The sequence below is a fragment of the Acidovorax sp. 94 genome, assembly GCF_003634645.1.
In the GTDB taxonomy this organism is placed as follows: domain Bacteria; phylum Pseudomonadota; class Gammaproteobacteria; order Burkholderiales; family Burkholderiaceae_C; genus Acidovorax; species Acidovorax facilis.
In genome coordinates this window covers 1,062,936-1,084,756 of record NZ_RBJA01000001.1, presented here as the reverse complement: position 1 = coordinate 1,084,756, position 21,821 = coordinate 1,062,936, and the positions used below count along the sequence as shown (strand labels likewise).

At 64.4% G+C, this 21,821-nt stretch carries 20 protein-coding genes and 2 riboswitches; of the genes, 13 read left to right on the top strand and 7 right to left on the bottom strand.

Features of this window, described 5'->3' with window-relative positions:
* Positions 1 to 19: 19 nt before the first annotated feature.
* From C8C94_RS05085 to C8C94_RS05075, 3 genes are all read right to left on the bottom strand, one after another.
* On the bottom strand, positions 20 to 859 hold the full coding sequence (locus tag C8C94_RS05085; RefSeq protein WP_370449736.1) for a putative hydro-lyase: 840 nt from the start codon (positions 857 to 859) through the stop codon (positions 20 to 22).
* Positions 860 to 1,178: 319 nt separating this feature from the next.
* Positions 1,179 to 2,093: a LysR family transcriptional regulator gene (locus C8C94_RS05080; protein WP_121419953.1), complete on the bottom strand. Its 915-nt coding sequence runs from the start codon at positions 2,091 to 2,093 to the stop codon at positions 1,179 to 1,181.
* A gap of 264 nt (positions 2,094 to 2,357) precedes the next feature.
* Positions 2,358 to 2,816: an Lrp/AsnC family transcriptional regulator gene (locus C8C94_RS05075; protein ID WP_010458688.1), complete on the bottom strand. Its 459-nt coding sequence runs from the start codon at positions 2,814 to 2,816 to the stop codon at positions 2,358 to 2,360.
* Positions 2,817 to 3,197: 381 nt separating this feature from the next.
* Here C8C94_RS05075 and C8C94_RS05070 point away from each other — a divergent pair, with 381 nt between their 5' ends.
* The 7 genes from C8C94_RS05070 (at position 3,198) to C8C94_RS05040 (ending at position 11,581) form a co-directional block, all read left to right on the top strand.
* Complete coding sequence (locus tag C8C94_RS05070; RefSeq protein WP_121419952.1) at positions 3,198 to 4,169, top strand: TRAP transporter substrate-binding protein; 972 nt, start codon at positions 3,198 to 3,200, stop codon at positions 4,167 to 4,169.
* A 128-nt stretch (positions 4,170 to 4,297) separates the two neighbouring features.
* A complete protein-coding gene (locus tag C8C94_RS05065) occupies positions 4,298 to 4,792 on the top strand; it encodes a TRAP transporter small permease (protein WP_055397396.1) in 495 nt (164 codons plus the stop codon).
* Entirely contained in the window at positions 4,789 to 6,066 is a 1,278-nt protein-coding gene (locus tag C8C94_RS05060; RefSeq protein WP_121419951.1) for a TRAP transporter large permease, read from the top strand. The genes C8C94_RS05065 and C8C94_RS05060 overlap by 4 nt, the downstream gene beginning before the upstream one ends.
* Before the next feature lie 5 nt (positions 6,067 to 6,071).
* Positions 6,072 to 6,166: riboswitch (glycine riboswitch) on the top strand.
* A gap of 17 nt (positions 6,167 to 6,183) precedes the next feature.
* Positions 6,184 to 6,310, top strand: a riboswitch (glycine riboswitch).
* 49 nt (positions 6,311 to 6,359) lie between these two features.
* Positions 6,360 to 7,502 carry a glycine cleavage system aminomethyltransferase GcvT gene (gcvT, locus tag C8C94_RS05055; RefSeq protein ID WP_121419950.1) on the top strand — a complete coding sequence of 381 codons (1,143 nt, stop codon included), beginning with the start codon at positions 6,360 to 6,362 and terminating at the stop codon, positions 7,500 to 7,502.
* An 85-nt stretch (positions 7,503 to 7,587) separates the two neighbouring features.
* Positions 7,588 to 7,962, top strand: coding sequence for a glycine cleavage system protein GcvH (gene gcvH, locus C8C94_RS05050; RefSeq protein WP_121419949.1), 375 nt, complete (start codon positions 7,588 to 7,590; stop codon positions 7,960 to 7,962).
* A gap of 77 nt (positions 7,963 to 8,039) precedes the next feature.
* The gene (gene gcvP, locus C8C94_RS05045; protein WP_121419948.1) at positions 8,040 to 10,946 is read left to right on the top strand and encodes an aminomethyl-transferring glycine dehydrogenase; all 2,907 of its coding nucleotides are present in this window, start codon (positions 8,040 to 8,042) and stop codon (positions 10,944 to 10,946) included.
* 23 nt (positions 10,947 to 10,969) lie between these two features.
* Positions 10,970 to 11,581 (top strand): Crp/Fnr family transcriptional regulator, encoded by a 612-nt coding sequence (locus tag C8C94_RS05040; RefSeq protein WP_158603801.1) that lies wholly within the window; start codon positions 10,970 to 10,972, stop codon positions 11,579 to 11,581.
* Between the two features lie 6 nt (positions 11,582 to 11,587).
* Here C8C94_RS05040 and C8C94_RS05035 read toward each other — a convergent pair whose 3' ends face one another.
* From C8C94_RS05035 to C8C94_RS25815, 3 genes are read right to left on the bottom strand one after another with little or no spacing between them, the layout of a single operon-like run.
* Complete coding sequence (locus tag C8C94_RS05035; RefSeq protein ID WP_233573400.1) at positions 11,588 to 12,241, bottom strand: c-type cytochrome; 654 nt, start codon at positions 12,239 to 12,241, stop codon at positions 11,588 to 11,590.
* Positions 12,234 to 13,313 carry a sulfite dehydrogenase gene (gene soxC, locus C8C94_RS05030; protein WP_121419946.1) on the bottom strand — a complete coding sequence of 360 codons (1,080 nt, stop codon included), beginning with the start codon at positions 13,311 to 13,313 and terminating at the stop codon, positions 12,234 to 12,236. Before soxC ends, C8C94_RS05035 begins: the two co-directional genes overlap by 8 nt.
* Before the next feature lie 3 nt (positions 13,314 to 13,316).
* On the bottom strand, positions 13,317 to 13,481 hold the full coding sequence (locus C8C94_RS25815) for a twin-arginine translocation signal domain-containing protein (protein WP_121419945.1): 165 nt from the start codon (positions 13,479 to 13,481) through the stop codon (positions 13,317 to 13,319).
* Between the two features lie 233 nt (positions 13,482 to 13,714).
* On the opposite strand from C8C94_RS25815, the gene C8C94_RS05020 reads away from it, so the two are divergent.
* The 4 genes from C8C94_RS05020 to C8C94_RS05005 all read left to right on the top strand — a co-directional run bounded on the left by C8C94_RS05020 (position 13,715) and on the right by C8C94_RS05005 (position 17,856).
* Positions 13,715 to 14,116: an FKBP-type peptidyl-prolyl cis-trans isomerase gene (locus C8C94_RS05020; RefSeq protein WP_369801340.1), complete on the top strand. Its 402-nt coding sequence runs from the start codon at positions 13,715 to 13,717 to the stop codon at positions 14,114 to 14,116.
* A gap of 4 nt (positions 14,117 to 14,120) precedes the next feature.
* The gene (locus tag C8C94_RS05015; RefSeq protein ID WP_121419944.1) at positions 14,121 to 15,161 is read left to right on the top strand and encodes a MerR family transcriptional regulator; all 1,041 of its coding nucleotides are present in this window, start codon (positions 14,121 to 14,123) and stop codon (positions 15,159 to 15,161) included.
* Positions 15,162 to 15,233: 72 nt separating this feature from the next.
* Positions 15,234 to 16,514 carry an acyltransferase family protein gene (locus tag C8C94_RS05010; RefSeq protein ID WP_121419943.1) on the top strand — a complete coding sequence of 427 codons (1,281 nt, stop codon included), beginning with the start codon at positions 15,234 to 15,236 and terminating at the stop codon, positions 16,512 to 16,514.
* Positions 16,504 to 17,856, top strand: a complete 1,353-nt coding sequence (locus C8C94_RS05005) for an MFS transporter (protein ID WP_370449735.1) — start codon at positions 16,504 to 16,506, stop codon at positions 17,854 to 17,856. Before C8C94_RS05010 ends, C8C94_RS05005 begins: the two co-directional genes overlap by 11 nt.
* A 63-nt stretch (positions 17,857 to 17,919) precedes the next feature.
* On the opposite strand, the gene C8C94_RS05000 is transcribed toward C8C94_RS05005, so the two are convergent.
* Positions 17,920 to 18,582 carry an NAD(P)H-dependent oxidoreductase gene (locus tag C8C94_RS05000; RefSeq protein ID WP_121419941.1) on the bottom strand — a complete coding sequence of 221 codons (663 nt, stop codon included), beginning with the start codon at positions 18,580 to 18,582 and terminating at the stop codon, positions 17,920 to 17,922.
* A 306-nt stretch (positions 18,583 to 18,888) separates the two neighbouring features.
* Here C8C94_RS05000 and C8C94_RS04995 point away from each other — a divergent pair, with 306 nt between their 5' ends.
* Together C8C94_RS04995 and C8C94_RS04990 are read left to right on the top strand one after the other, a co-directional pair.
* Positions 18,889 to 21,114 carry an ATP-binding protein gene (locus C8C94_RS04995; protein WP_121419940.1) on the top strand — a complete coding sequence of 742 codons (2,226 nt, stop codon included), beginning with the start codon at positions 18,889 to 18,891 and terminating at the stop codon, positions 21,112 to 21,114.
* Entirely contained in the window at positions 21,101 to 21,787 is a 687-nt protein-coding gene (locus C8C94_RS04990) for an RluA family pseudouridine synthase (RefSeq protein ID WP_199731197.1), read from the top strand. The genes C8C94_RS04995 and C8C94_RS04990 overlap by 14 nt, the downstream gene beginning before the upstream one ends.
* The last annotated feature ends 34 nt before the right edge of the window (positions 21,788 to 21,821 follow it).

Below are 21,821 nucleotides of genomic sequence, written 5' to 3'. Positions count from 1 at the left end.
ACTCCTTGTTGAAAGCGGATCAGAAACTGGCGAGCTGGTGGTTGAGAAGGTCGGTGACCAGCATGCAGCCCGGTGCATGCGTGATGCAGAACGCGGGTTGGGCATTCAAGATGGCCGACTGCGGGGTGACGCCGCAGGCCCAGAAAACAGGGATTTCGCCCGGCATCAGCGCTACGGCGTCGCCGTAGTCGGGATGGGCCAGATCGGCGATGCCGATCAGGGCCGGGTCACCGATGTGCACAGGCGCTCCATGCACGTTGGGAAAACGAGAAGTGACTTGCACCGCACGGATCACATCCGCTGCGGGCATGGGACGCATGGTCACCACCATGGCACCGCCAAAAGGGCCGGCCGGTTCGGTTTGCACGTTGGTGCGGAACATGGCCACGTTCTTGCCTTCGTCGATGTGGCGCAGGCGGATGCCTGCCTCGATCAATGCGGACTCGAACGAAAACGAACAGCCCAGGATGAAGGTGACCAGGTCCGGCCGCCAGAGGCTGGCAATGTCCGCCACCTCCTCCGACATTTCACCGTGGCGCCAGATGCGGTACAGCGGCACATCACTGCGGATGTCGATGTCCTTGCCCAGCGAAGGCTGGGTGAACTGGCCGGGCTCGCTGACCGCCAGCACGGGGCAAGGCTTGGGATTGCGCTGGCAGAACCGCAGAAAGTCACTGGCAAGCACCTCGGGCAGGATGACCACGTTGCCTTGCACATGGCCGTCTGCGAGACCGCTGGTGTGCGATGTCCACAGGCCCTTGCGGATGGTGTCGCGGACGTGGTTCGGATTGCTGGTGCCCTCAGGGCCAAACACCGCGAGCGAATTTTCTTGAGCTAAGTCCACCGTATTTCCTTGCATTGAGAAAAGTCAATTGCATGACGTTGGACGGATTGTGTTGGGGTGTAACTGCGCTGGCAAATTCAAAAAATTTCTCTTAGCTCATCGATTTTTTCGATGCACTTCATTGGGGCGAAGCAAACCAATTTGGTGCTCAGGGTTAACCCTTGGACTTCTATTTAGGGTTAACCCGAACCCTAGAAGGGAGAAGTTGCACAAGCGCAGCCGCACCGAACTGCGCATGTCGTTTCAATGCGAAGTTCTCGGGGCTGCGCCGTAAACGCAGACACTGCAGCCGCAGTGCGCGCAGCGGAAAAAGGAGCGTGCGTGGTCCCCGCGCTCAGGCGCGGGCCTTGCGGGGCTTGGGCGCTGGGGGTTGCTGCGCTTCGATGAAGCTGAGCGCCGAACGCACGATCGCCTCCATTGCGGGCGAAGACGGGTCTTCGCGGTAGCTCACGTGAATGGGCAGCGGACGCAGCGCAATGTCGCAGGCCAGCGCACGAAGATCCGGGAATGCCAGCATCCTCTGCACCGCCAGGCGCGGCAGCGTGGCAACGCCAAAACCGCCCTGCACCAGCTGCACCATGGCAGAGATTGAGGAAATGGTGTGCACGCAGCGCGGCTCCACCTGCGCCTGGCGCAGCGTGTCCAGCAGGTACACATGGGGCTGAGAACCGCGCTGAAAGGTCAGGATGTCGGTGCCGGCGAAGTCTTCCGATGCATAGCGCCGCTTGCGGTGGATCTTGCTGTTGCCGACGAACACCATCTCCATCGGCGTCAGCGCCTGGCTGCGAATGCCTTCGGCCGATGCAGGCAAGGCCGCAAACACGGCATCCAGCGTGCCCCGGCGGATCTGATCCAGCAGCACCGGCGTGGATTCGACCGTGAGCTCCAGCTCCAGCAGCGGGTTGTCCTTGCGCAGTTGTTCCACCCAGGGGATGAGCCACGAGTGGAGCACCGACTCAATGGCGCCCAGCCGAATCGACACTTCCAGCGGGCCGCCCGAGCCCATCTCGGCCTTGAGCTGGCGTTGCAGCTCCAGCATCCGCTTGGCGTACGTCAGAAAGCGCGTGCCCGCCACTGTGAGCTTGAAATGCTTGTCGCGCCGGTCCAGCAGCAGCACGCCCAGTTCTTCCTCCAGCGCCGCCACGCGGCTGGACATGGCCGACTGCGTCAGAAAGAGCTTTTCCGCTGCGCGCGTCACGCTCTTGAGGGAGGCCACCCAGTAAAAGGCTTCGACAAAACGCAGGTTCATGGTGGTGGTTCTCCGGCCTTGCCGGCACGTTGCAAGCTCCTTGGCGGTGCACCGTGGTGGTGCAACATCCCCCAGGCCAGCGCCGAAAGGCGTGGCCATTCTGCCGTTGATCCGCGTGTTCCATAGCCTTTGAACCGCAAAAACAGAGCATCGCCGGGTTTCCTCGATGCCTGCGCAATGGAATTGCGACCGGATGCAAATGCTATTAAAACAATAGCGACCAACCATTTACAGATAAGCGCCAGAGTCCATTTTCATTCAAACTCACCCCACAAACAGGGGCAGATCGGCCTTCTTGAGCGTGCGCAGCACGAAGCTGGAGCGGCTGTGCCGGATGCCTTTGATCTTGTAGAGCTTCTCACGCAGCAAGCGCTCGTAGTCGCGCGTGTCCTTCACGACGATGCGCAGCAGGTAGTCGTAGTCGCCCGACACCAGGTGCGCCTCGATCACCTCGGGAATGCTGGCGAGTGTTTCGCCAAATTTTTCGAGCGTGTTGTCGGAATGGCTGTCGAGCGTGACCTGCACCAGCACCGTGTCGGCCAGGTCCAGCGACTGCGGGTTGATGCGCACGGTATAGCCCTGGATCACACCCGCCTCTTCCATCTTCTTGATGCGGCCCCAGCAGGGCGATGCGCTCAGGCCCACGGCCTGCCCGATCTCTTGCAGGCTGGCGCGGGCGTTGCCCTGCAGCACAGCGAGAATTTTCCTATCCAATCGATCCATCGGCTGGATTATTCACCAATCTTCGCCAACACAGAAAATTATTCTGCGATTCACTCCATTTGAAGCGAATTCAGCAAATTCATCTCATCCGCCCCGCGCATACTTCTTCCATCAAGGCGCTCTTACCGGAGCGCACAAACTGACAAGGCCCCGGCTGGTTACCGCCAGCACGGGGCCCTTGGCATTTTTTGGCGTCGCCCATGGCCAACAGAAGCGCCTTGGCTAGCGCCCTGGTGGGTAGTTAATAAGCACGCTTACCAGCACAAACCCCGATGCCTGCGCCGATGCTGCACCGCCATAATTTGGCAGAGGCTGGGGTCCGCTCTGCAAGGAGCAACCGTGCATCCCCACCAACCCAGCCCACCATTAACAGGAGACAGCATGCAACTGACCAAACTCGTCGTCGGCCTGAGCCTTGCGCTCGGCTTTGTGGCCACCGCTGCCGCGCAGACCACCATGCGCATCAGCATCTCGACAGCCCAGAATTCCCACCAGGGGATTGCCATCGACACGTTTGCCAAGGAAGTCGAAAAGCGCACGGCCGGCCGCTACAAGGTACAGACGTTCTACAACGGCGCCCTGGGTGGCGAGCGCGAATCGATTGAAGCCGTGCAGCTGGGCACGCAAGAGCTGGCCTTCAGCTCCACCGGCCCCGTGCCCAACTTTGTGCCCGAAGCGCGCATCTTTGACGTGCCCTTCCTGTTCCGCGACAAGGCCCATGCGCGTGCGGTGCTGGATGGCCCCATCGGCCAGGAGATGCTGACCAAGTTCGATAGCAAGGGCTTCAAGGCCCTGGCCTGGGCCGAGAACGGCTTTCGCCACATGACGAACAGCAAGCGCTCGGTGAACACGCCTGAAGACCTCAAGGGCCTGAAGATGCGCACCATGGAAAACCCCGTGCACATCGCCGCGTACAAGGGCTTCGGCATCATCACCACGCCCATGGCCTTCCCCGAAGTGTTCACCGCCCTGCAGCAAGGCACCGTGGACGGCCAGGAGAACCCGCTGCCCGTGATCATCTCGGCCAAGTTCGACCAGGTTCAAAAGCACCTGACGCTGACCGGCCACGTGTATTCGCCTGCCATCTTCGTGATGAACAAGGCCTCGTTCGACAAGCTCTCGGCCGCCGACAAGCAGGCCTTCATCGACGCCGCCAAGGAAGGCACCAAGGCCAACCGTGCACGCGTGGATGAAGACGACGCCAAGGGCGTGGCCGACCTGCGCGCCAAAGGCATGACGGTGGTGGACAATCCGGACAAGTCCAAGTTTGTGGCGGCGCTGGCGCCTGTGAACGCCGAGTTTGAAAAACAGTTTGGCAAGGCCACCCTGGACAAGATCCGCGACGTCAAGTAGTCGCATGCGCATCAGCTACTATATTTTTAGTAGCACACAACGCCCGTAGAATAAGCGCTACGGGCGTTTTTTATCTTCAATCTGATTCTCTCCACCGAATCATCTGAACCCATGGCGTTGTCCGCCCCATGAAAAAAGCTTTTCTGATGTTTGAACGCGGGGCCACGTTTGCAGCGTTGCTCGGCGCGTGCGCCATGCTGGTCATTGCCGCATCGCTGGGCATGTTCCAGATCGTGACCCGCTTTGTGCTGGAGCAGCCCGCCGAGTGGACTGAAGTGCTGATCCGTTTCAGCCTGATCTGGATGGTGTTCCTGGCCATCCCCAGCGCGTTCCGCCAGGGCGCGATGGTCAGCGTGGATGTGCTGTACCGCTGGAGCCCCCCGCGCGTGCGCCGGGTGCTGGACTATGTCGTGGCAGTGGCGGCGCTGGCACTGATTGGCGTGATCGTGTGGTGGGGCTGGGACTATGCCCAACGCGGCGGCGTGCAGTCGATGGCGGGGCTCGAATCCGTCTCCATGTTCTGGGCCTACGTGGCCATGCCGGTGGGTGGCGTGTTCAGCGCCATTGGCATCGTCGGCAACCTGCTAGACCCTCAACGCCTTGAGCTGGAGACCGCGCAATGACGCCCGTCATGATCACCACCATGGTGCTGTGTTTTGCACTCACTGTGTCCGTGGCCGTTTCCATCGGCCTGGCCTCCATCCTGGGCATCCAGGTAGCCAATGCCAACATGCTGATCTCTGTGAAGGAGATGTTTGGCTCCATCAACAAATTTCCGCTGGCCGCCATTCCGTTCTTCATCCTCGCGGGCAATCTGATGGAAACGGGCGGCATATCCCGCCGCCTGGTGGAGTTTGCCAAGAGCATCGTGGGCGGCGTGCAGGGGGGCCTGCCCATGACCTGCGTGCTGACCTGCATGATCTTTGCGGCCGTGTCGGGCTCGTCGGTGGCCACCACATTTGCCATTGGCGCCATCCTGATCCCCGCGCTCATCAAGCATGGCTACCCCACGAGCTACGCCGCATCCCTGCAGGCCACCAGCGCCGAGCTGGGCGTGATCATCCCGCCCTCCATCCCCATGATCCTGTATGGCGTGAGCGCCGAAGTGTCGATTGGAGAGCTGTTCATCGCCGGCTTTGGCCCGGGGCTGCTGATCAGTGGCGCGCTGATGCTTTTTGTCTGGGCGTACTGCAAGTACAAGGGCTGGGGCAAAAACGACGGCGACGGCCGCATGCCTATTGGCAAGGCCACGCTGCAGGCGGGCTGGGCGCTGCTGATGCCGGTGATCATCCTTGGCGGCATCTACGGTGGCGTATTCACCCCCACTGAAGCATCGGCCGTGGCGGTGTTCTACGCATTGATTGTGGGGGTGGTGATATACCGCGAGATCCGGCTCAAGGACCTGTTTGCCATCCTGCGCAAATCGGCCATCTCGTCCGCAGTGATCATGTTCATCATTGCCAATGCGGGCCTGTTCGCCTTCCTCATCACCCGTGCTGGCGTGCCGGATGCCATTGGCCGCTGGCTGGAGGCGGTGCTGCAATCCCCCACCCTCTTCCTGCTCGGGGTGAACGCGGCGCTGTTCGTGATCGGCATGTTCATCGAGACCAGTGCCGCCATCATCGTTCTGGCGCCCATCCTGGCTCCCGTGGCCATCCACTTTGGTGTGGACCCGGTGCACTTTGGCCTGATCATGGTAGTGAACCTGGCCATGGGCATGATCACGCCGCCGTTTGGCGTGAACCTGTTTGCAGCCTGCACCGTGGCGCGAATATCGCTAGACCGCATCGTCGGGCACCTGATTCCGTTTGTGCTTGTCATCATGGCCTGCCTGATGGTGGTGACCTATGTGCCGCAGTTGTCGCTGGGTTTGCGCGATCTGGTCTACGCAAAGTAGTTAGAATCCCTCGGTCAGGAGAGAGTGCCAAGCCCCCAGGCCACCGCACCGCCGAAGGCGCAGGCAGCAGCCGAACGCTCAGGCAAAAGGACTGACAACCGCCCGCAGTGATGCGGGCGTTCCCTTGCTGGAGAGAGATGGCCCACCGCACCGCGTGTTGAGGCCATCCACCGAAGGAGCAAACCGCACGGCCAGCCAGGGCGCTGCGGTGAATCTCTCAGGTAAAGCGGACAGCAGGGCAAATCCCGTGGCCACCTTGTGGCTGCGGCCCTCATTTGCCCCGGAGTTCCGCCATGTCAGCCACCGCCCCCCTGCTTACCACGCCCCTGAACGCCCTGCACATTGAGTTGGGCGCCCGCATGGTGCCGTTCGCCGGCTACTCCATGCCCGTGCAATACCCCGCTGGCCTGATGGCCGAACACCAGCACACGCGCAGCGCGGCGGGCTTGTTTGACGTCTCGCACATGGGCCAGCTCAAGCTGGTCGGCCCTGACGCCGCAGCGGCGTTTGAAACCCTGATGCCGGTGGACGTGATCGACCTGCCCGTGGGCAAACAGCGCTACGGGCTGCTGCTCACTGACGAAGGCACGGTCATCGATGACCTGATGTTCTTCAACCAAGGCGTGGTGGATGGCGAGCCCACGCTGTTCGTGATCGTGAACGGTGCTTGCAAGGTGGGCGACATTGCGCACATCACGGCCCGCATCGGCCAGCGCTGCAAGGTGGCGCCCATGCCCGACCACGCCCTGCTCGCTCTGCAAGGCCCGCAGGCCGTCACCGCCCTCGCCCGCCTCGCGCCCGGCGTTGAAAAGCTGGTGTTCATGACGGGCGGCGATTTTTCCATTGCAGGCTGTGACTGTTTTGTGACCCGAAGCGGCTACACCGGTGAAGACGGTTTTGAAATCTCGGTGCCCGCTGCGCAGGCCGACACCCTGGCCCGCGCCCTGCTTGCCCAGCCCGAGGTCAAACCCATCGGCCTGGGCGCCCGCAACTCGCTGCGGCTCGAAGCGGGCCTGTGCCTGTACGGCAACGACATCGACACCACCACCACACCGCCTGAAGCCGCACTGAACTGGGCCATCCAGAAGGTGCGTCGCACGGGCGGCGCCCGCGCAGGGGGTTTCCCCGGAGCAGACAAGGTGCTCGCGCAGATCGACATCCCCGCCAGCCTGCAGCGCAAGCGCGTTGGCCTCGTCGCACTGGAGCGTGTGCCCGTGCGCGAACACACCGAATTGCAGAGCGAAGACGGCCAGAAGATTGGCGAAGTGACCAGCGGCCTGCTGGGCCCCACGGTGAACGAACCCGTGGCTATGGGCTATGTCACACCCGCCTTCGCCGCCATCGGCACGCGGGTGAACGCCATCGTGCGCGGCAAGGCCGTGCCCATGGAAGTGCGTGCCATGCCCTTTACCCCCGCGCGCTACTACCGCGGCTGACCGTCTGAAACTGCGCCAGCCCGGCTACAGTCTTGGCTGGCATCGGCACTTTTGTTTGTTTTTCCCCTTTTTTTCTGGAGCCCCCATGACCGTCAAGTTTTCCAAGGATCACGAGTGGATCGACATCTCCGACCACGAAGCCGCCACCGTGGGCATCACAGTACACGCCCAGGACGCGCTGGGCGATGTGGTGTTTGTGGACCTGCCCGAAGTCGGCAAGACCTTCAACCAGGGTGAAGTCGCCGGCGTGGTGGAGTCCGTCAAAGCCGCCGCCGACGTGTACATGCCCGTCACCGGCGAAATCGTCGAGGTGAACGAAGCCCTGCGCGCCGACCCCTCGCTGGCCAACACCGACCCGCTGGGCGCTGGCTGGTTCTTCAAGGTCCACGTGACCGACATGATGCAATTTGACGCGCTCATGGACGAACCTGCGTACGCAGAGTTCGCCAAGAACGCCTGATCTCCGGATCTTTTGTTCCCCGAGGCCCGGCGCCCTGCCGGGCCAATGTGCCTCCTTGTTGTCCCACGCCGCCGCCGATGACCACCCTCGCCCCCCTGCCCACGCTCGCAGCGCTTGAAAACGCCACCGAATTCCTGCCACGCCACATCGGCATCGATGCGGCCGATGAAGCGCACATGCTGTCGGTGATTGGCGAGGCCTCGCGCCGCGCCCTCATCGACTCCATCGTCCCGCGCTCCATCGCACGCAGCAGCGCGATGGACCTGCCCCTGCCGATCACGGAAGCGGCGGCGCTGGCCGAACTCAAGGCGATGGCATCGAAGAACCAGGTCCTGAAGAGCTTCATCGGCCAGGGCTACTACGGCACGCACACACCGGGCGTCATCCTGCGCAACATCCTGGAGAACCCCGCCTGGTACACGGCCTACACGCCGTACCAGGCCGAAATCTCGCAAGGCCGCATGGAGGCGCTGGTCAATTTTCAGACCATGGTCTGCGATCTGACCGGCATGCCGATTGCCAATGCGTCGATGCTGGACGAAGCCACGGCCGCCGCTGAGGCGATGACGCTGGCCAAGCGCTCCGTCAAGAGCAAGAGCAATGTGTTTGTGGTGGCCGGTGATGCCCACCCGCAAACCATCGAAGTGATCCAGACCCGTGCCAAGCCCCTCAATATCGAAGTGGTGCTGGCCAACTCCGCCGCCGAATGGGATGCAGCGCTGAATGGCGAGTATTTCGCCGTGCTGGCCCAGTACCCTGCCACCAGCGGCCGCATTGACGACCTGCGCGCTGATGTGGAGAAGGCGCATGCCAAACAGGCGGCCTTCATCGCAGCGGCCGACCTCCTGGCCCTCACGCTGATCACCCCGCCCGGTGAATGGGGTGCCGACATCGTCGTGGGCACCACGCAGCGCTTCGGCATGCCCATGGGCGCGGGTGGCCCGCACGCTGCCTACATGGCCTGCCGCGACGAGTTCAAGCGCAGCCTGCCCGGCCGCCTGGTGGGCGTGAGCGTGGATACACATGGCAAGCCCGCCTACCGCCTGGCCCTGCAAACGCGCGAGCAGCACATCCGCCGCGAAAAGGCCACGTCCAACATCTGCACCGCGCAGGTGTTGCCCGCCGTGATCGCCAGCATGTACGCCGTGTACCATGGCCCCGATGGGCTCAAGCGCATTGCACAGCGTGTGGCCAGCTACACCGCCATTCTGGCCAAGGGGCTCACACAACTGGGCGCGCCGGTGCGCCCGCAGGCGTGTTTTGACACGCTGACGCTCAAAACCGATGGCGCTACTAAATCCATAGCTGCTCGCGCAGTACAGATGGGCGCCAACCTGCGAATTTATTTCGAAAACTACCTGTGCATCTCGTTGGACGAGACCACCACGCGCGCCGACATCGAGCTGCTGTGGAAAGTCTTTGCCCAGGACGGCCAGGCGTTGCCCACGTTCGATGCTTTTGAGAAAGGCGTGGAGTTGCTGATTCCGGCCGAGCTGCGCCGCACCAGCAGCTACCTCACGCACCCGGTGTTCAACACCCACCACTCCGAAACCGGCATGCTGCGCTACATCCGCCAGCTGTCTGACAAGGACCTGGCGTTGGACCGCAGCATGATCCCGCTGGGCAGCTGCACCATGAAGCTCAATGCCACGAGCGAGATGATCCCCATCACCTGGCCCGAATTCGCCAACGTGCACCCCTTCGCACCCGCTGACCAGTTGCAAGGCTACAAGGAGCTGGACGAACAACTGCGCGCCTGGCTGTGCCAGGCCACGGGCTACGCAGGCATCAGCCTGCAGCCCAACGCCGGATCGCAAGGCGAATACGCGGGCCTGCTGGCCATCAAGGCCTACCACGAGGCCCAGGGCGATAGCCACCGCAACATCTGCCTGATCCCCAGCAGCGCACACGGCACCAACCCCGCCAGCGCCCAGATGGTGGGCATGCAGGTGGTAGTGACCGCCTGCGATGCCAACGGCAACGTGGACATGGCCGACCTGCAGGCCAAGTGCGAACAGCACAGTGCCAACCTGGCCTGCATCATGATCACCTACCCCAGCACGCACGGCGTGTTCGAAACGCAGGTGAAGGAGCTGTGCGCCCTGGTGCACAGCCACGGCGGCCGGGTGTATGTGGACGGCGCCAACATGAACGCCCTGGTCGGCGTGGCCGCCCCTGGCGAGTTCGGCGGCGACGTGAGCCACCTGAATCTGCACAAGACCTTCTGCATTCCGCACGGCGGTGGCGGCCCCGGCGTGGGTCCCGTGTGTGTGGTGGCCGATCTGGTGCCCTACCTGCCTGGTCATGCCACGGCCGGTGTGGCCGGCGGCGTGGGTGCCGTGTCGGCAGCGCCTCTGGGCAATGCCGCCGTGCTGCCCATCAGCTGGATGTACTGCCGCATGATGGGCGCCGAAGGCCTGCAGGCCGCGACCGAAACCGCCATCCTCTCGGCCAACTACATCAGCGCGCGGCTGAAGGACCACTACCCCACGCTGTACGCGAGCGAAGGTAAGGATGGCAAGCCGGGCCACGTGGCGCACGAGTGCATCCTGGACCTGCGAGGCCTCAAGGACACCAGCGGCGTGATGGCGGAGGATGTCGCCAAGCGCCTGATCGACTACGGCTTCCACGCGCCCACGCTGAGCTTCCCCGTGCCCAACACGCTGATGGTGGAGCCCACCGAGAGCGAAACGCTGTTCGAGATCGACCGCTTCATCGACGCGATGATTGCCATCCGCGAAGAGATCCGCCAGATCGAATCCGGCGCCTGGCCGCAGGACAACAACCCGCTGAAGAACGCGCCGCACACGGCCGAGAGTCTGCTGGGCAGCGAATGGGCTCGCCCTTACGCCCGCGAAGCCGCCGCTTACCCGGTGGCCGCCCTGCGCCAGGCCAAGTACTGGTCTCCTGTTGGCCGCGTGGACAACGTATGGGGTGACCGCAATCTGAGCTGCAGCTGCATCCCGGTGTCTGACTACGCCTGAGACGCCTGAATTGCCTGAACGCAGTGACCTCGACCACCAGCGCCTGCACTGTCTGCCAGCCGCGTGCGCTGGACGCGCTGGTCCGGTCTGAACCTGCCCTGGCCGCTCTGTGGCAGGCCCTGCCCCGCCGTCAGTTCGGCGCAGGCACGCTGCTGCAGCCCGCGGGCGAGACCAGCACGCGCTGCTGGCAGGTGCGCAGCGGTGTGGTTCGGCTGTTCTACCTGAACGAACAAGGAACCGAACGCAACCGGTCGTTTCACGGCACCGGCAGCTGGGTGGCTGGCAACCTGCCGCCTCTGGCGCTGCCCAGTCCTTATGCCATCGAGGCCCTGGCACCCGTAGAGGCTGTGGAGCTGACCTATGCCACCTTGCAGCAGTGGCAACGCAGCTTTGCCCACATCGGCCCCTTGCTGGAAGAGGCCCTGGGCTATGTGTTTCAGCAGCACGCACAGCGCGAAGCCGAGTTGTTGAGCCACCCGCCCGAGGTGCGCTACCAATCTTTTCTCGCTACACACGGTGATTTGACGCCCCACCTGCCGCAGCACCATGTGGCCAGCTACCTGGGCATCTCGCCGGTATCGCTATCACGCATCCGGGCACGGCTGGGCATGCTGGAAGCGTCACGCGGCGTTTGAGAATATTCAGCGTTCCTGTGGCCACGCGCTCACCGTGCGATCCCGCCCTGGCATCACCACCTGGGGCAAATTTTCCTTGTCCATGAGGGCGTCACCTGCCACCAGCCCGTTCAGATGCAGCAGGTGCGCGGTGATGCCGTACACCTCGTCATCGGTCAGGCTCTTGGGCGCGTGCATCGGCATGCCCCGACGCACATAGTCGAACACCGTCGTGGCATAAGGCCACATCGCGCCCACCGACAACACCTGCAGCGGGTACTTGCGCACGCGCAGGGGGCGCAGCGGGTCGCTCCAGCCGATAAAACCATCGGTGCCCACCAGCCGGGCGGCGGGCCCTTCGATGCCCTGTGCGCCGTGGCAGGCGGCGCAGTGCATGGCATACAGCCGCGCGCCCTGCTCCACGCTGCCCCGGCCGGGTGGCAGATTGCGGCCGTTGGGGAAGACGGTGATGGCATAGCGATCGATGTCGGCAGGCGACAGCGGCTGGCCTAAGCCGATGACAAGTGGCGGCGCAGCTGGTGCAGGAGCCGCAGCGGACGGCGCCTGGACCTCGCTGGCTCTGCCTGCACTCAGCAGTCCCACCACCATCGCCACGGCCACGCCCCGCCGCAGGGTGGCGCGTCCTGCGGGCAGCAACTGGCTGCACAGGTCTTCACGCATAAACGTTCTCCACGCGGCCATCGGCCTGCACGCGCCAGGCCTGCACCGCGTTGTAGTGGTTGAACGAGTGCATGGCATAGCGCCGCTTCCATTCACTGCGCAGTGGCTGTGTACGACCATGCTCGTCGGTGGCGCGGCTCATCAGGTCGGCCTTGCGGCCGTTCCACTGCCAGGGCAGCGTGAAGCGCGTAAAGGCCCGGTCCAGTACCGGGCCGTGCAGCTGCGCCGCAGCCCAGGTGCGACCTCCGTCCAAGGACACATCCACACGCGCTATGCGCCCCCGGCCCGACCAGGCCAGACCAGCGATTTCGCAAAACCCATGGGGCTCAGGCAAACGCTGCTGGCCGGAGGGGTGCGTGATCACCGACTTCACCTCCATGTGGAACGCGAAGCGCTCGATCCGTCCATCGGCCAGCACTTGCGTGTACAGACCCGACTCGTCCTTGGTGTAGGCGGGCGCGTCGGTCACTTCGAGCCGGTGCAGCCATTTCACGTTGACGTTGCCCTCCCAGCCCGGCATGAACAGGCGCATGGGGTAGCCCTGCGAAGGCCGCAGCCGCTCTCCGTTCTGGTACAGCGCCACCATGCCGTGCTCCAGCAAGGCCTTCAGCGGCAGGCTCCGGCTGTGCGATCCACCGTCGGCGCCTTCGGCCACCACCCATTGGGCACTGTCCTTCACCCCCGCTTCGTTCAGCAGATAGGCCAGCGGCACGCCCGTCCACTCCGAACACGACACCTCGCCCGCAATCTCGCCCAGCGTCTGGTCCAGAGCCGTGGGCGATAGCGCGTTGGCGGCTGAGTTGCCCGCGCATTCCAGAAAATGCACGCGGCTGACCAGGGGGTAGCGCAGCAGGCGTTCCAAGTCAAAGCGCAGCGGTTTGTGCACCAGCCCATGCACCTTCAGTGTGTGGCGCTCCGGCGCAATGTCGGGCACGCCGTTGTGGTGCACGGCAAAGTGCAGGCCGCTGGGGGTGATGATGCCGCGCTGGTGCTGCAACGGCGTGCGCCACACCGGAAAGCCTGCTGTGGTGGACAAGGTCCTCTCGACCTGCGCTTCCTGAGGCGCTGGCAGGCCCTACGGCAGATCGGCCCCGCCGGGGCGGGTCATCGCGTCGGGCAAACGGGCGGCCAGTGGCTGTGGCGGCGCTCCCTGCGCCACCGCCATACCCACGCCCCCCGTCGCAAGCCCCCCCAAAAAAGTCCTCCGAGCCAGTCCGCTGTGGCCGTTGAATGAACGCATCCGTCATCTCCGCAAAAACAAGCACTCGGCACCCATTGGCCGCAGCTGCAGTGTTGCCCTCCGCATGCCGCTGCGCATTAACGTTGGTTAACGCGCCCACAGTGGATTGGCACCAGCCACGGCGCCACGCCCTTTACACTGGCGCGCCGCTTGCAGCCCAACCGTTGCTGACGAGCAAAATGGCGTTCTGACTTTTCCCCCTTTCTTTTTTGTTTCAAGGACTCCCCGTGCGCATTTCTTCCGCCCTTGTGCTCATTGGCCTTCTGGCTGCCCCCTTTGCCTCTGCCCAGGCCGCAGGCCCCGTCACCACGGCCAGTGGCCTGGTTTATGAATCGCTCAAGGACGGCACCGGCGATTCGCCCAAGGCCACCGACACCGTCAAGGTGCACTACAAAGGCATGTTTCTGGACGGCAAGGAGTTCGACAGCTCCTACAAGCGCGGCGAGCCGACGTCGTTCCCGCTCAACGGCGTGATCCCCTGCTGGACCGAAGGCGTGCAACGCATGAAGCCGGGTGGCAAGGCCAAGCTGACCTGCCCGCCCTCCATCGCTTACGGCGCCCGGGGAGCCGGTGGCGTGATCCCACCCAATGCCACGCTCAACTTCGAGATCGAACTCATCTCCATCGGCCGCTGACCCCATGCTGCTCAAGGTCGGTGATCTCGCGCGGCGCACCGGCCTGACGGTGCGCACGCTGCACCACTATGACGAGATCGGGCTGCTCAAGCCTTCAGGCCGGTCCGAGGCCGGCTACCGCCTCTACAGCCAGGCCGATGTGCAGCGACTGCACGGCATCCAGACCATGCGCCAGATGGGCCTGGCGCTCAGCGACATCGGGGCGCTGCTGGCGGGTGACGGCATGGCCCCCGAACGCATCATCGGGCAGCAGATCCGCTCGCTGGACCAGCAAATCGCGCAGGCCACCGAACTGCGCGGACGCCTGACCATGCTGAGGGACGGCCTGATGGCCGGTGCCGAGCCAGACATGGGCAACTGGCTGGAGGCCCTGGCGCTGATGACGACCTATGGCAAGTATTTCAGCTCGGCCGAACTCAAGCACATCTTTCAGAACTGGAACCTCATTGAGGCTGACTGGCTGATCGTCAAAGACCTGGTGCGCAGCGCCATGGACCGCCAACTGGCACCCGACACACCCGAGGTGCAGGCGCTGGCCTACCGCTGGATGGCGCTCATGCTGCACTGGATGAAGGGCGATCTGGACCTGCTGGAGCGCTGGGGCCATATGTTCCGCACCGAACCCAGCACCCAGGGGCGTAACCATGCACCGCCGGGTGAAATGATCGAGTACATCGAAACGGCCATCAAGCTGCGCATGGCGCTGCTGGAAAAGTACCTGACCCGCAACGATCTGCGCACACTGGGCCATGTGCCCCATACCGACTGGGCAGCGCTGGAGCAGGACGTTCAACAGCTTCTGGCCCGCGCCCTTCCTCCCCACCACCCCGATGCGGTGGCTGCCGCTTTGCGCTGGAACGATCTGTTCGACACACTCACGCGGCGCAGCCCCGAGTTGCGCCAGAAGCTGCTCATGGCCTCCGCCAACGAACCGCTGCTGCAGGCAGGCTCGCCCCTGAGTGCTCCCGTACGCGCCTATCTGCAGGCAGCACTGGCGCACGCCATGCCAGCACCTGCGGCCGCTGTGGTATCCCCACACCGCTGACAACAGCACCGCCCCAAAAAGTCAGAAAAGTGCTTGACCCTCACGCAACGTGAGGCTTCACAGTCGGTCCCTATGAATGGACCGACTCACACCCCAAAATCCGCCGCCCCGGGCCGAAAGCTGCATGCCCTGGACAATCTGCGCGCCGCCATGATGTGGCTGGGCATCGTGCTGCATGTCTCGGTCATTTACATGAGCCGGCCGTCTCCCCTGCCCTGGCACGACGATTTGTCCACGTCGGTGGCCGACTTGCTGGTGGCGGTGATCCATGCGTTCCGCATGCCCCTGTTTTTTATCCTGGCCGGTTTTTTTGTGTCGGCACTGGTGCAGCACCGAGGGTTGGCGGGCATGGTGCGCAACCGGCTGCGCCGCCTGGGCCTGCCTTTTGTGGTGTTCTGGCCGCCCTTGCTGGTGGTCAGCGCCCTGCTGGGCCTGTTGTTCCTGCACCGCATGGCCCATGGCACCTGGGGCGTGGACCGCAGCCTGCTGCCCCACGGCCCCAACGTACCCAAAGGCCCGCCGACCATGCACCTGTGGTTTCTGTGGATGCTGCTGTGGCTGGCCGTGTTCACGCCTGTGGTGTGGGCTGCAGCACGTGCGCTGCCCGGCGGCGTGCAAAAAGCCCTGGGGCGCTTCGCCGCCTGGCTGGGCGGTTCGGCCCTGGGCATTGTGGCGCTCACCCTTCCACTCGCCTGGATCGGCGCCCACTACGACCACGGAATCGTCACGCCCAGCGGTTCCTTTCTGCCTCCCTTGGCGGAATGGCTCCACAACGGGCTGTTCTACGGATTCGGGCTGTGCCTGTACACGCAGCGCAGGGACTTGATGGTGCGCTACGCAAGGCACTGGCCCGTGCTGGCGGGCCTGGGGCTCGTGTGCTTCCTGATCACTGCATTCTTGTCGGAAGTGCTGGCCCAGCCTGAGGCTTCGGCCTTTGCTCTGGTCCTGGTCACCGGTGCCTTCACCGAGATCCTGGCCGAGCCCGTCTCTGCCACCCGGCACCTGCAGTTCTGGATGGCACTGGCTTACAACGCCGCGTCCTGGTTGTGGAGCTTTGCGCTGATCGGGCTCTTTCTGCGCCACGTCGGACAGCCCCGTGCCTGGCTCGCCTATCTGGCCGACAGCTCGTACTGGGTGTACCTCGTGCACCTGCCGCTGACGATTGGTTTTGGCGCGCTGCTGTATGGGGTGCCGATTCCCGTCCTGGCCAAGATGGCTCTCAATGTGCTGGCCACCACGGCTCTGTGCCTGGCCAGCTACCACCTGTGTGTGCGATTCACCGCCGTGAGCCAGTGGCTCAACGGGCGCCGGCATACCCGCAAATCTTTTGGAGACCCTGTTCATGCGACCTGAAATGCCCCATCACCCTTCGCCCCCCCACCCAAAGAGCGCACCCCAAGACCCACGCGCCGCGCTGTTCAAGGACCCCAACTTTCGCTGGATGACGAGCGGCTCCTTCCTGTCCATGCTGGGCGACCAGTTCACGCTGATTGCACTGCCCTGGCTGGTGCTGCAGATGACGGGCGACACCCTGGTGCTGGGCACCGTGCTGGCCCTCATCAGCGTGCCGCGCGCACTGTTCATCCTGATCGGCGGAGCACTGGTAGACCGCCACTCGCCCAAGCAGGTGCTGATGATCACCAAATACATCAACCTGGTGCTGCTGGCCGTGCTGGCGGGGCTGGTGCTTGCAGGCACCCTGACGCTGTGGATGGTGTATGCGCTGTCGCTGGGCATTGGCCTGGCCACGGCCTTCAGCATTCCTGCTGGCACGGCCATGATGCCGCACGTGGTGGCGCGCTCGCAGTTGCAGGCCGCCAACGGCATCAGCCTGGGCCTGCGCCAGCTGACCATGTTCCTTGGGCCCCTGCTGGCAGGGCTGCTCATTGCGCTGTTTGGTGCGGGCGACGCAGTCAAAGCAGTCGCCAGTGCACCGGCCCATGCCAACGCCACCGGCATCGGCCTGGCCTTTGCGCTGGATGCCCTGAGCTTTGCGGTGTCCGCCTGGACGCTTTCCAAGGTGCAGACCCATGCAGGCAACTCGGCCCCGGCTGCCGCACCCCAGGCGGTGCTGGCATCGGTGGCGCAGGGCCTGGTTCACTTCTGGCGCGATGGAGAACTGCGCACCTGCTTTCTCTACTGGAGCGCCATCGCCCTGTTCATCATGGGCCCCATCCACATCGCCATCCCCGTGCTGGCCAGCAGCACGCCAGCGCTGGGCGCGGCCGCGTTCGGCACCATGGTGGGCGCCCATGGCGCGGGCACGCTCCTGGGCATGGTGGTGTCGGGCATGTTGCCGAGGCTGCGTTTTGGCAGCCTGGGCATGACCATCCTGGCGTTCGACGCCGTCATCGGTGTACTGTTCATGCCTCTGGGGCTGATCACGGCCGTGTGGCAGGGCGCAACGCTGATGCTGGTCATCGGCCTGCTCGGCGGCTTCATGCAGGTGAGCGTGTTCACCTGGATCCAGCAACGTGTGCCACCGGCCCTGATTGGCCGGGCGATGAGTCTGTTCATGTTCATCTTCATGGGCCTGGCCCCCATCTCCGCAGCCATCACGGGCTGGGTGATGAAAAGCATCACGCTGACCCAGCTGTTTGCGGCCAGCGGAGGTACGCTGGTGGTGCTGGCCGCGCTGGCTTTTGTACTGACGCCCATGCGCCGCGTGACGGATGCAGCACCCGCCACACGCTGAGGCTCCCCACGCAAAAAAGGCTGGACCACTGTCCAGCCTTTTTTGTGCCTTAGGAGGAGATCCTCAGACTTCAGTCACGAACTGCTCGCGGGGGCGGCGCACCTTCTTCAGGTTCACCAGCCAGTCGCCTTCATCGGCGCGGTAACCCAGCGGCAAAATCGCTACGCTGCGCAGGCCACGTGCCCGCAGGCCCAGGATCTCATCGAGCGCGTTGGGGTCAAAACCTTCCATGGGGGTGGAGTCCACCTCTTCAAACGCAGCGGCGATCAGTGCTGCACTCATGCCAATGTAGGCTTGGCGGGCTGCGTGCTGGAAGTTCACCTCGGCATCGCGCTGGGGGTAGCTGTTCAGCAGCATCTGGCGGTAGTTTTCCCAGCCTTCGTTCTTGAAGCCACGCTGGTCATTGGTCAGGTCGAACATCATGTTGATGCGGTCGGCCGTGTAGTTGTCCCATGCAGCAAACACCAGCAGGTGCGAGCCGTCGGTGATCTGGGCCTGGTTCCAGGCGATGGGCTGGATCTTGGCGCGCACAGCGGGATCGGTCACCACGATGATTTCAAAGGGCTGCAGGCCACTGGAGGTGGGCGCCAGGCGCGCGGCTTCGAGAATGCGCTCCACTTTGTCCTGCGGAACCGCCTTGGCGGGGTTCATCTTCTTGGCGGCATAGCGCCATTGCAGTTTGTTCAGCAGGGGTTGGGCAAGGGAGGTGTCGTCGATGGGGTTCATGGCAAAAATTCCTGACAGTCAGTAGCGATCGGGTTGGATCTAAAAAATGCGGGATGGTGGAACTGTAGGGATCCGAATCTCCTTCGGTAAGCCCCGTGAGAGAAAAGGATTGTTCGCAATTGATCAACAATCGCCCCTTGAAAGAGGCGCTGAAGCCGTTCACCCCGGTCTCTGCGTGTACGAGCCCCCGGGGCCTGCAGGATCCGCAGGCTTGCGGGCGTACACTCGTGGCCATGCTTTCTGGCCCACAGCATTGCGCAGCGCGCGCACTTTCCTCGCGCCAAAACCCCTGGCCGCGCCCCTCCCATGAGTGAACCCGACCTGTCGTTTCTGGACCCTGCAGGGCGGCAGCCCGCTCCCACAGGTCACGCGCCCGGGCCTCCCACCCCGCGTGCCACGCCCCCCAGCACAGCAGCCGAGGGCCTGGTGGCTGAGCTGCGCGCCTACCAGGCAGAGCTGGAGAGCCAGAACAAGGTCCTGCGCTACAGCCAGACCGTGGCGGAAAGCGCCTACGAACGCTTCGAGACCCTGTTTGCCAGCGTGCCGCTGGCCCTCATGGTGGTGGACGAACACGACATGGTGGTGCAGGCCAACTCGATGGCGCACCGCTCGTTCCAGCCCACCGAACGCGACCGCCCGCTCACGGCACTGATGCCCTTTGTGCGCCCGCAGGACGCCGGGCGCGTGCGCGAGGCCTTCGCGCTGGCGCAGGACCTGGGGCGCAGCGAGGTCAAGGAGGTCGTTTTTTCCATCAATGCAGATACGCCCATCACGGGCGACCTGCACATCGCGCACATTGAGGCCCCGCAAAGCAGTGGTCCCCCCCTGTCGCAGTTTCTGTGCGCAGTGATCGACCAAGGCCCACTGCTGGCCGAGCGCCAGGCGCTGCAGCACAGCGCCATTACCCTGCAGCAGCGCAACGAACAGATCCGCGCCAGTGAGAAGCGGCTGGAGGCCATCATCAACTCCGCGCTGGACGCCATCATCTGCGTGGACCAGCACCAGCGCATCACCGTGTTCAACCCTACGGCGGCAGCGCTGTTCCAGTGCAGCGCCAGCGACGCGCTGGGCAGTACGCTGGACCGCTTTTTACCCGATGCGGCGCAGGCGCTGGCGTTTGCCCAGCTCACCACCCAGGCCCTGCTGGGCGAGATGACGGCGCTGACCGCCAGCGGCAAGGAACTGGCGGTAGAGGTGAGCGTGTCGTTCGAGCGCCATGCCGAGGGCGAAACCACCACCGTGTTCGCCCGCGACCTGACCGGCCGCAAGAAGGCCGAGGCGCACCGCAGCGAGCTGGAAGCCCAGTTGCGCGAGTCGCACAAGATGCAGGCCGTGGGCACCATGGCGGGCGGCATTGCTCACGACTTCAACAACATCCTGGGCGCGATCCTGGGCAATGTCGAACTGGCCAAGGCCGACTGTGCAGCAGGTTCGCCCGTGCTGGAAAGCCTGATGGAGATCGACAAGGCCGGTCGGCGCGCGCGCGACCTGGTGCGCCAGATCCTCACCTTCAGCCGCAACGAGCCACCGCAGCGCTCCGCAGTGTCGTTGGCCGAAGTGGTGCACGACACCGAACGCCTGCTGCGCGTCACCCTGCCCCCCGCCATCGAGCTGCACATGCAGTTGCAAGCAGGCCTGCCCCCCGTGCTGGCCGATGCCACGCAGGTCGAGCAGGCCCTGCTCAACCTGTGCACCAATGCGGTCCACGCCATCCAGAGCCAAGGCACCGAGCGCGGCAGCATCCATGTGGAGGCCGCTGCCGTGCAGCCCGACCAGCGCCTGAGCGAACGGCTGGGCCTGGCCCCCGTGGACTATGTCGCACTGACCGTGCGCGACAGTGGCCCCGGCATGGACGCTGCCACGCTGGAACGCATCTTCGAGCCCTTCTTCACCACCAAGCCCGTGGGCCAGGGCACGGGCCTCGGGCTGGCGGTGGTGCACGGCGTGATGCGCACACATGAAGGCGGCGTGGACGTGCACAGTGCCCCCGGCCAGGGCAGCCGGTTCACGTTGTACTTTCCGGTCGCCCACAGCGCGGCGCAAAGCACCCTGGATGCGCAGCCCACTCAAGCGGTGCAGGCCGCACCAGCATCCTCCGCACCCTCGACGCCTCACGCCACCGATACCCTTGGCAGCGCACCGCGCAAGAAGCACCACGTGATGTACGTGGACGATGACCAGGCCCTGGTGTTTCTGGTGCAGCGCCTGCTGCGCCGCCGGGGCTATGAGGTCAGCGGCTACACCGACCCGCACGAGGCCACGGCCGCGCTGCGCGCTGCCCCGCAGGCCTTTGACCTGCTGGTTACCGACTACAACATGCCCGGCTTCTGTGGAGTGGACCTGGTGCGCGAAGCCCGCCTGATCCGCCCCGACCTGCCCGTGGCCCTGGCCTCGGGCTACGTCACGGCCGAAATCGAACAGGCTGCGCTGGCCGAAGGCGCACAGGCATTGATCCACAAGCCCAACGACGTGGAAGAGCTTTGCGCCACCGTGCAGCGCCTGGTGGGCGGCGACAGCCATGCCGCAGGCTGAAACCAGCGCGCTGGCTGCGGACACTGCTGGCCTACCCGCCCCGGTGGCACTGCATGAGGATGCCGATCTGCTCGTGCTCTGCAAGCCCTCAGGCCTGCTGTGCGTACCAGGGCGCGGCCCCGACAAGCAAGACTGCCTGAGTGCCCGCGCTCAGCAGCACTGGCCCGGCGCACTCATCGTGCACCGGCTGGACCAGGCCACCTCAGGCCTGGTGCTCATGGCCCGGCATGCCGATGCACAACGGCGCCTGAGCCTGGCGTTCGAACAGCGGCAGATTCACAAGCGCTACGTCGCAATCGTGCAAGGCCTGGTGGCAGAACCGCCCGGCTCCTGGGCAGACATCCATCTGCCCATCGCTGCCGACTGGGAGCGACGCCCCCTGCGCGTGATTGATGCAGAGCACGGCAAGCCCAGCCACACCCGCTGGCGCCCCCTGGACCACAACACGGCGGCAGGAACCACGCGGGTCGAGCTCGAACCCGTCACTGGCCGCACGCACCAACTACGCGTGCATCTGGCCGCCCTGGGCCACCCGATCCTGGGAGACGCGCTGTACGCCAATGCCGCCACCCAGGCCCAGGCGCCACGCCTGCTGCTGCATGCCGGGGAACTGGCCTTGGCCCACCCCACCACGGGGCAGGCCATGCGGTGGGAGCTGGCAGCTGATTTTTGAAGTTATCTGCCACCCAGCGCTTGACGGGTGTCAT

What these genes read in the sequence shown, in the direction of transcription:
- C8C94_RS05035 (WP_233573400.1), bottom strand. Translation starts at nt 12,241, where the DNA reads ATGCGTGAAGACCTGTGCAGCCAGTTGCTGCCCGCAGGACGCGCCACC.
- gcvP (WP_121419948.1), top strand. Translation starts at nt 8,040, where the DNA reads ATGACCACCCTCGCCCCCCTGCCCACGCTCGCAGCGCTTGAAAACGCC.
- C8C94_RS04995 (WP_121419940.1), top strand. Translation starts at nt 18,889, where the DNA reads ATGAGTGAACCCGACCTGTCGTTTCTGGACCCTGCAGGGCGGCAGCCC.
- C8C94_RS05060 (WP_121419951.1), top strand. Translation starts at nt 4,789, where the DNA reads ATGACGCCCGTCATGATCACCACCATGGTGCTGTGTTTTGCACTCACT.
- C8C94_RS05010 (WP_121419943.1), top strand. Translation starts at nt 15,234, where the DNA reads ATGAATGGACCGACTCACACCCCAAAATCCGCCGCCCCGGGCCGAAAG.
- C8C94_RS05065 (WP_055397396.1), top strand. Translation starts at nt 4,298, where the DNA reads ATGAAAAAAGCTTTTCTGATGTTTGAACGCGGGGCCACGTTTGCAGCG.
- C8C94_RS05015 (WP_121419944.1), top strand. Translation starts at nt 14,121, where the DNA reads ATGCTGCTCAAGGTCGGTGATCTCGCGCGGCGCACCGGCCTGACGGTG.
- C8C94_RS05000 (WP_121419941.1), bottom strand. Translation starts at nt 18,582, where the DNA reads ATGAACCCCATCGACGACACCTCCCTTGCCCAACCCCTGCTGAACAAA.
- C8C94_RS05080 (WP_121419953.1), bottom strand. Translation starts at nt 2,093, where the DNA reads ATGAACCTGCGTTTTGTCGAAGCCTTTTACTGGGTGGCCTCCCTCAAG.
- C8C94_RS05075 (WP_010458688.1), bottom strand. Translation starts at nt 2,816, where the DNA reads ATGGATCGATTGGATAGGAAAATTCTCGCTGTGCTGCAGGGCAACGCC.
- C8C94_RS04990 (WP_199731197.1), top strand. Translation starts at nt 21,101, where the DNA reads ATGCCGCAGGCTGAAACCAGCGCGCTGGCTGCGGACACTGCTGGCCTA.
- C8C94_RS05005 (WP_370449735.1), top strand. Translation starts at nt 16,504, where the DNA reads ATGCGACCTGAAATGCCCCATCACCCTTCGCCCCCCCACCCAAAGAGC.
- gcvT (WP_121419950.1), top strand. Translation starts at nt 6,360, where the DNA reads ATGTCAGCCACCGCCCCCCTGCTTACCACGCCCCTGAACGCCCTGCAC.
- C8C94_RS25815 (WP_121419945.1), bottom strand. Translation starts at nt 13,481, where the DNA reads ATGCGTTCATTCAACGGCCACAGCGGACTGGCTCGGAGGACTTTTTTG.
- C8C94_RS05085 (WP_370449736.1), bottom strand. Translation starts at nt 859, where the DNA reads ATGCAAGGAAATACGGTGGACTTAGCTCAAGAAAATTCGCTCGCGGTG.
- C8C94_RS05070 (WP_121419952.1), top strand. Translation starts at nt 3,198, where the DNA reads ATGCAACTGACCAAACTCGTCGTCGGCCTGAGCCTTGCGCTCGGCTTT.
- gcvH (WP_121419949.1), top strand. Translation starts at nt 7,588, where the DNA reads ATGACCGTCAAGTTTTCCAAGGATCACGAGTGGATCGACATCTCCGAC.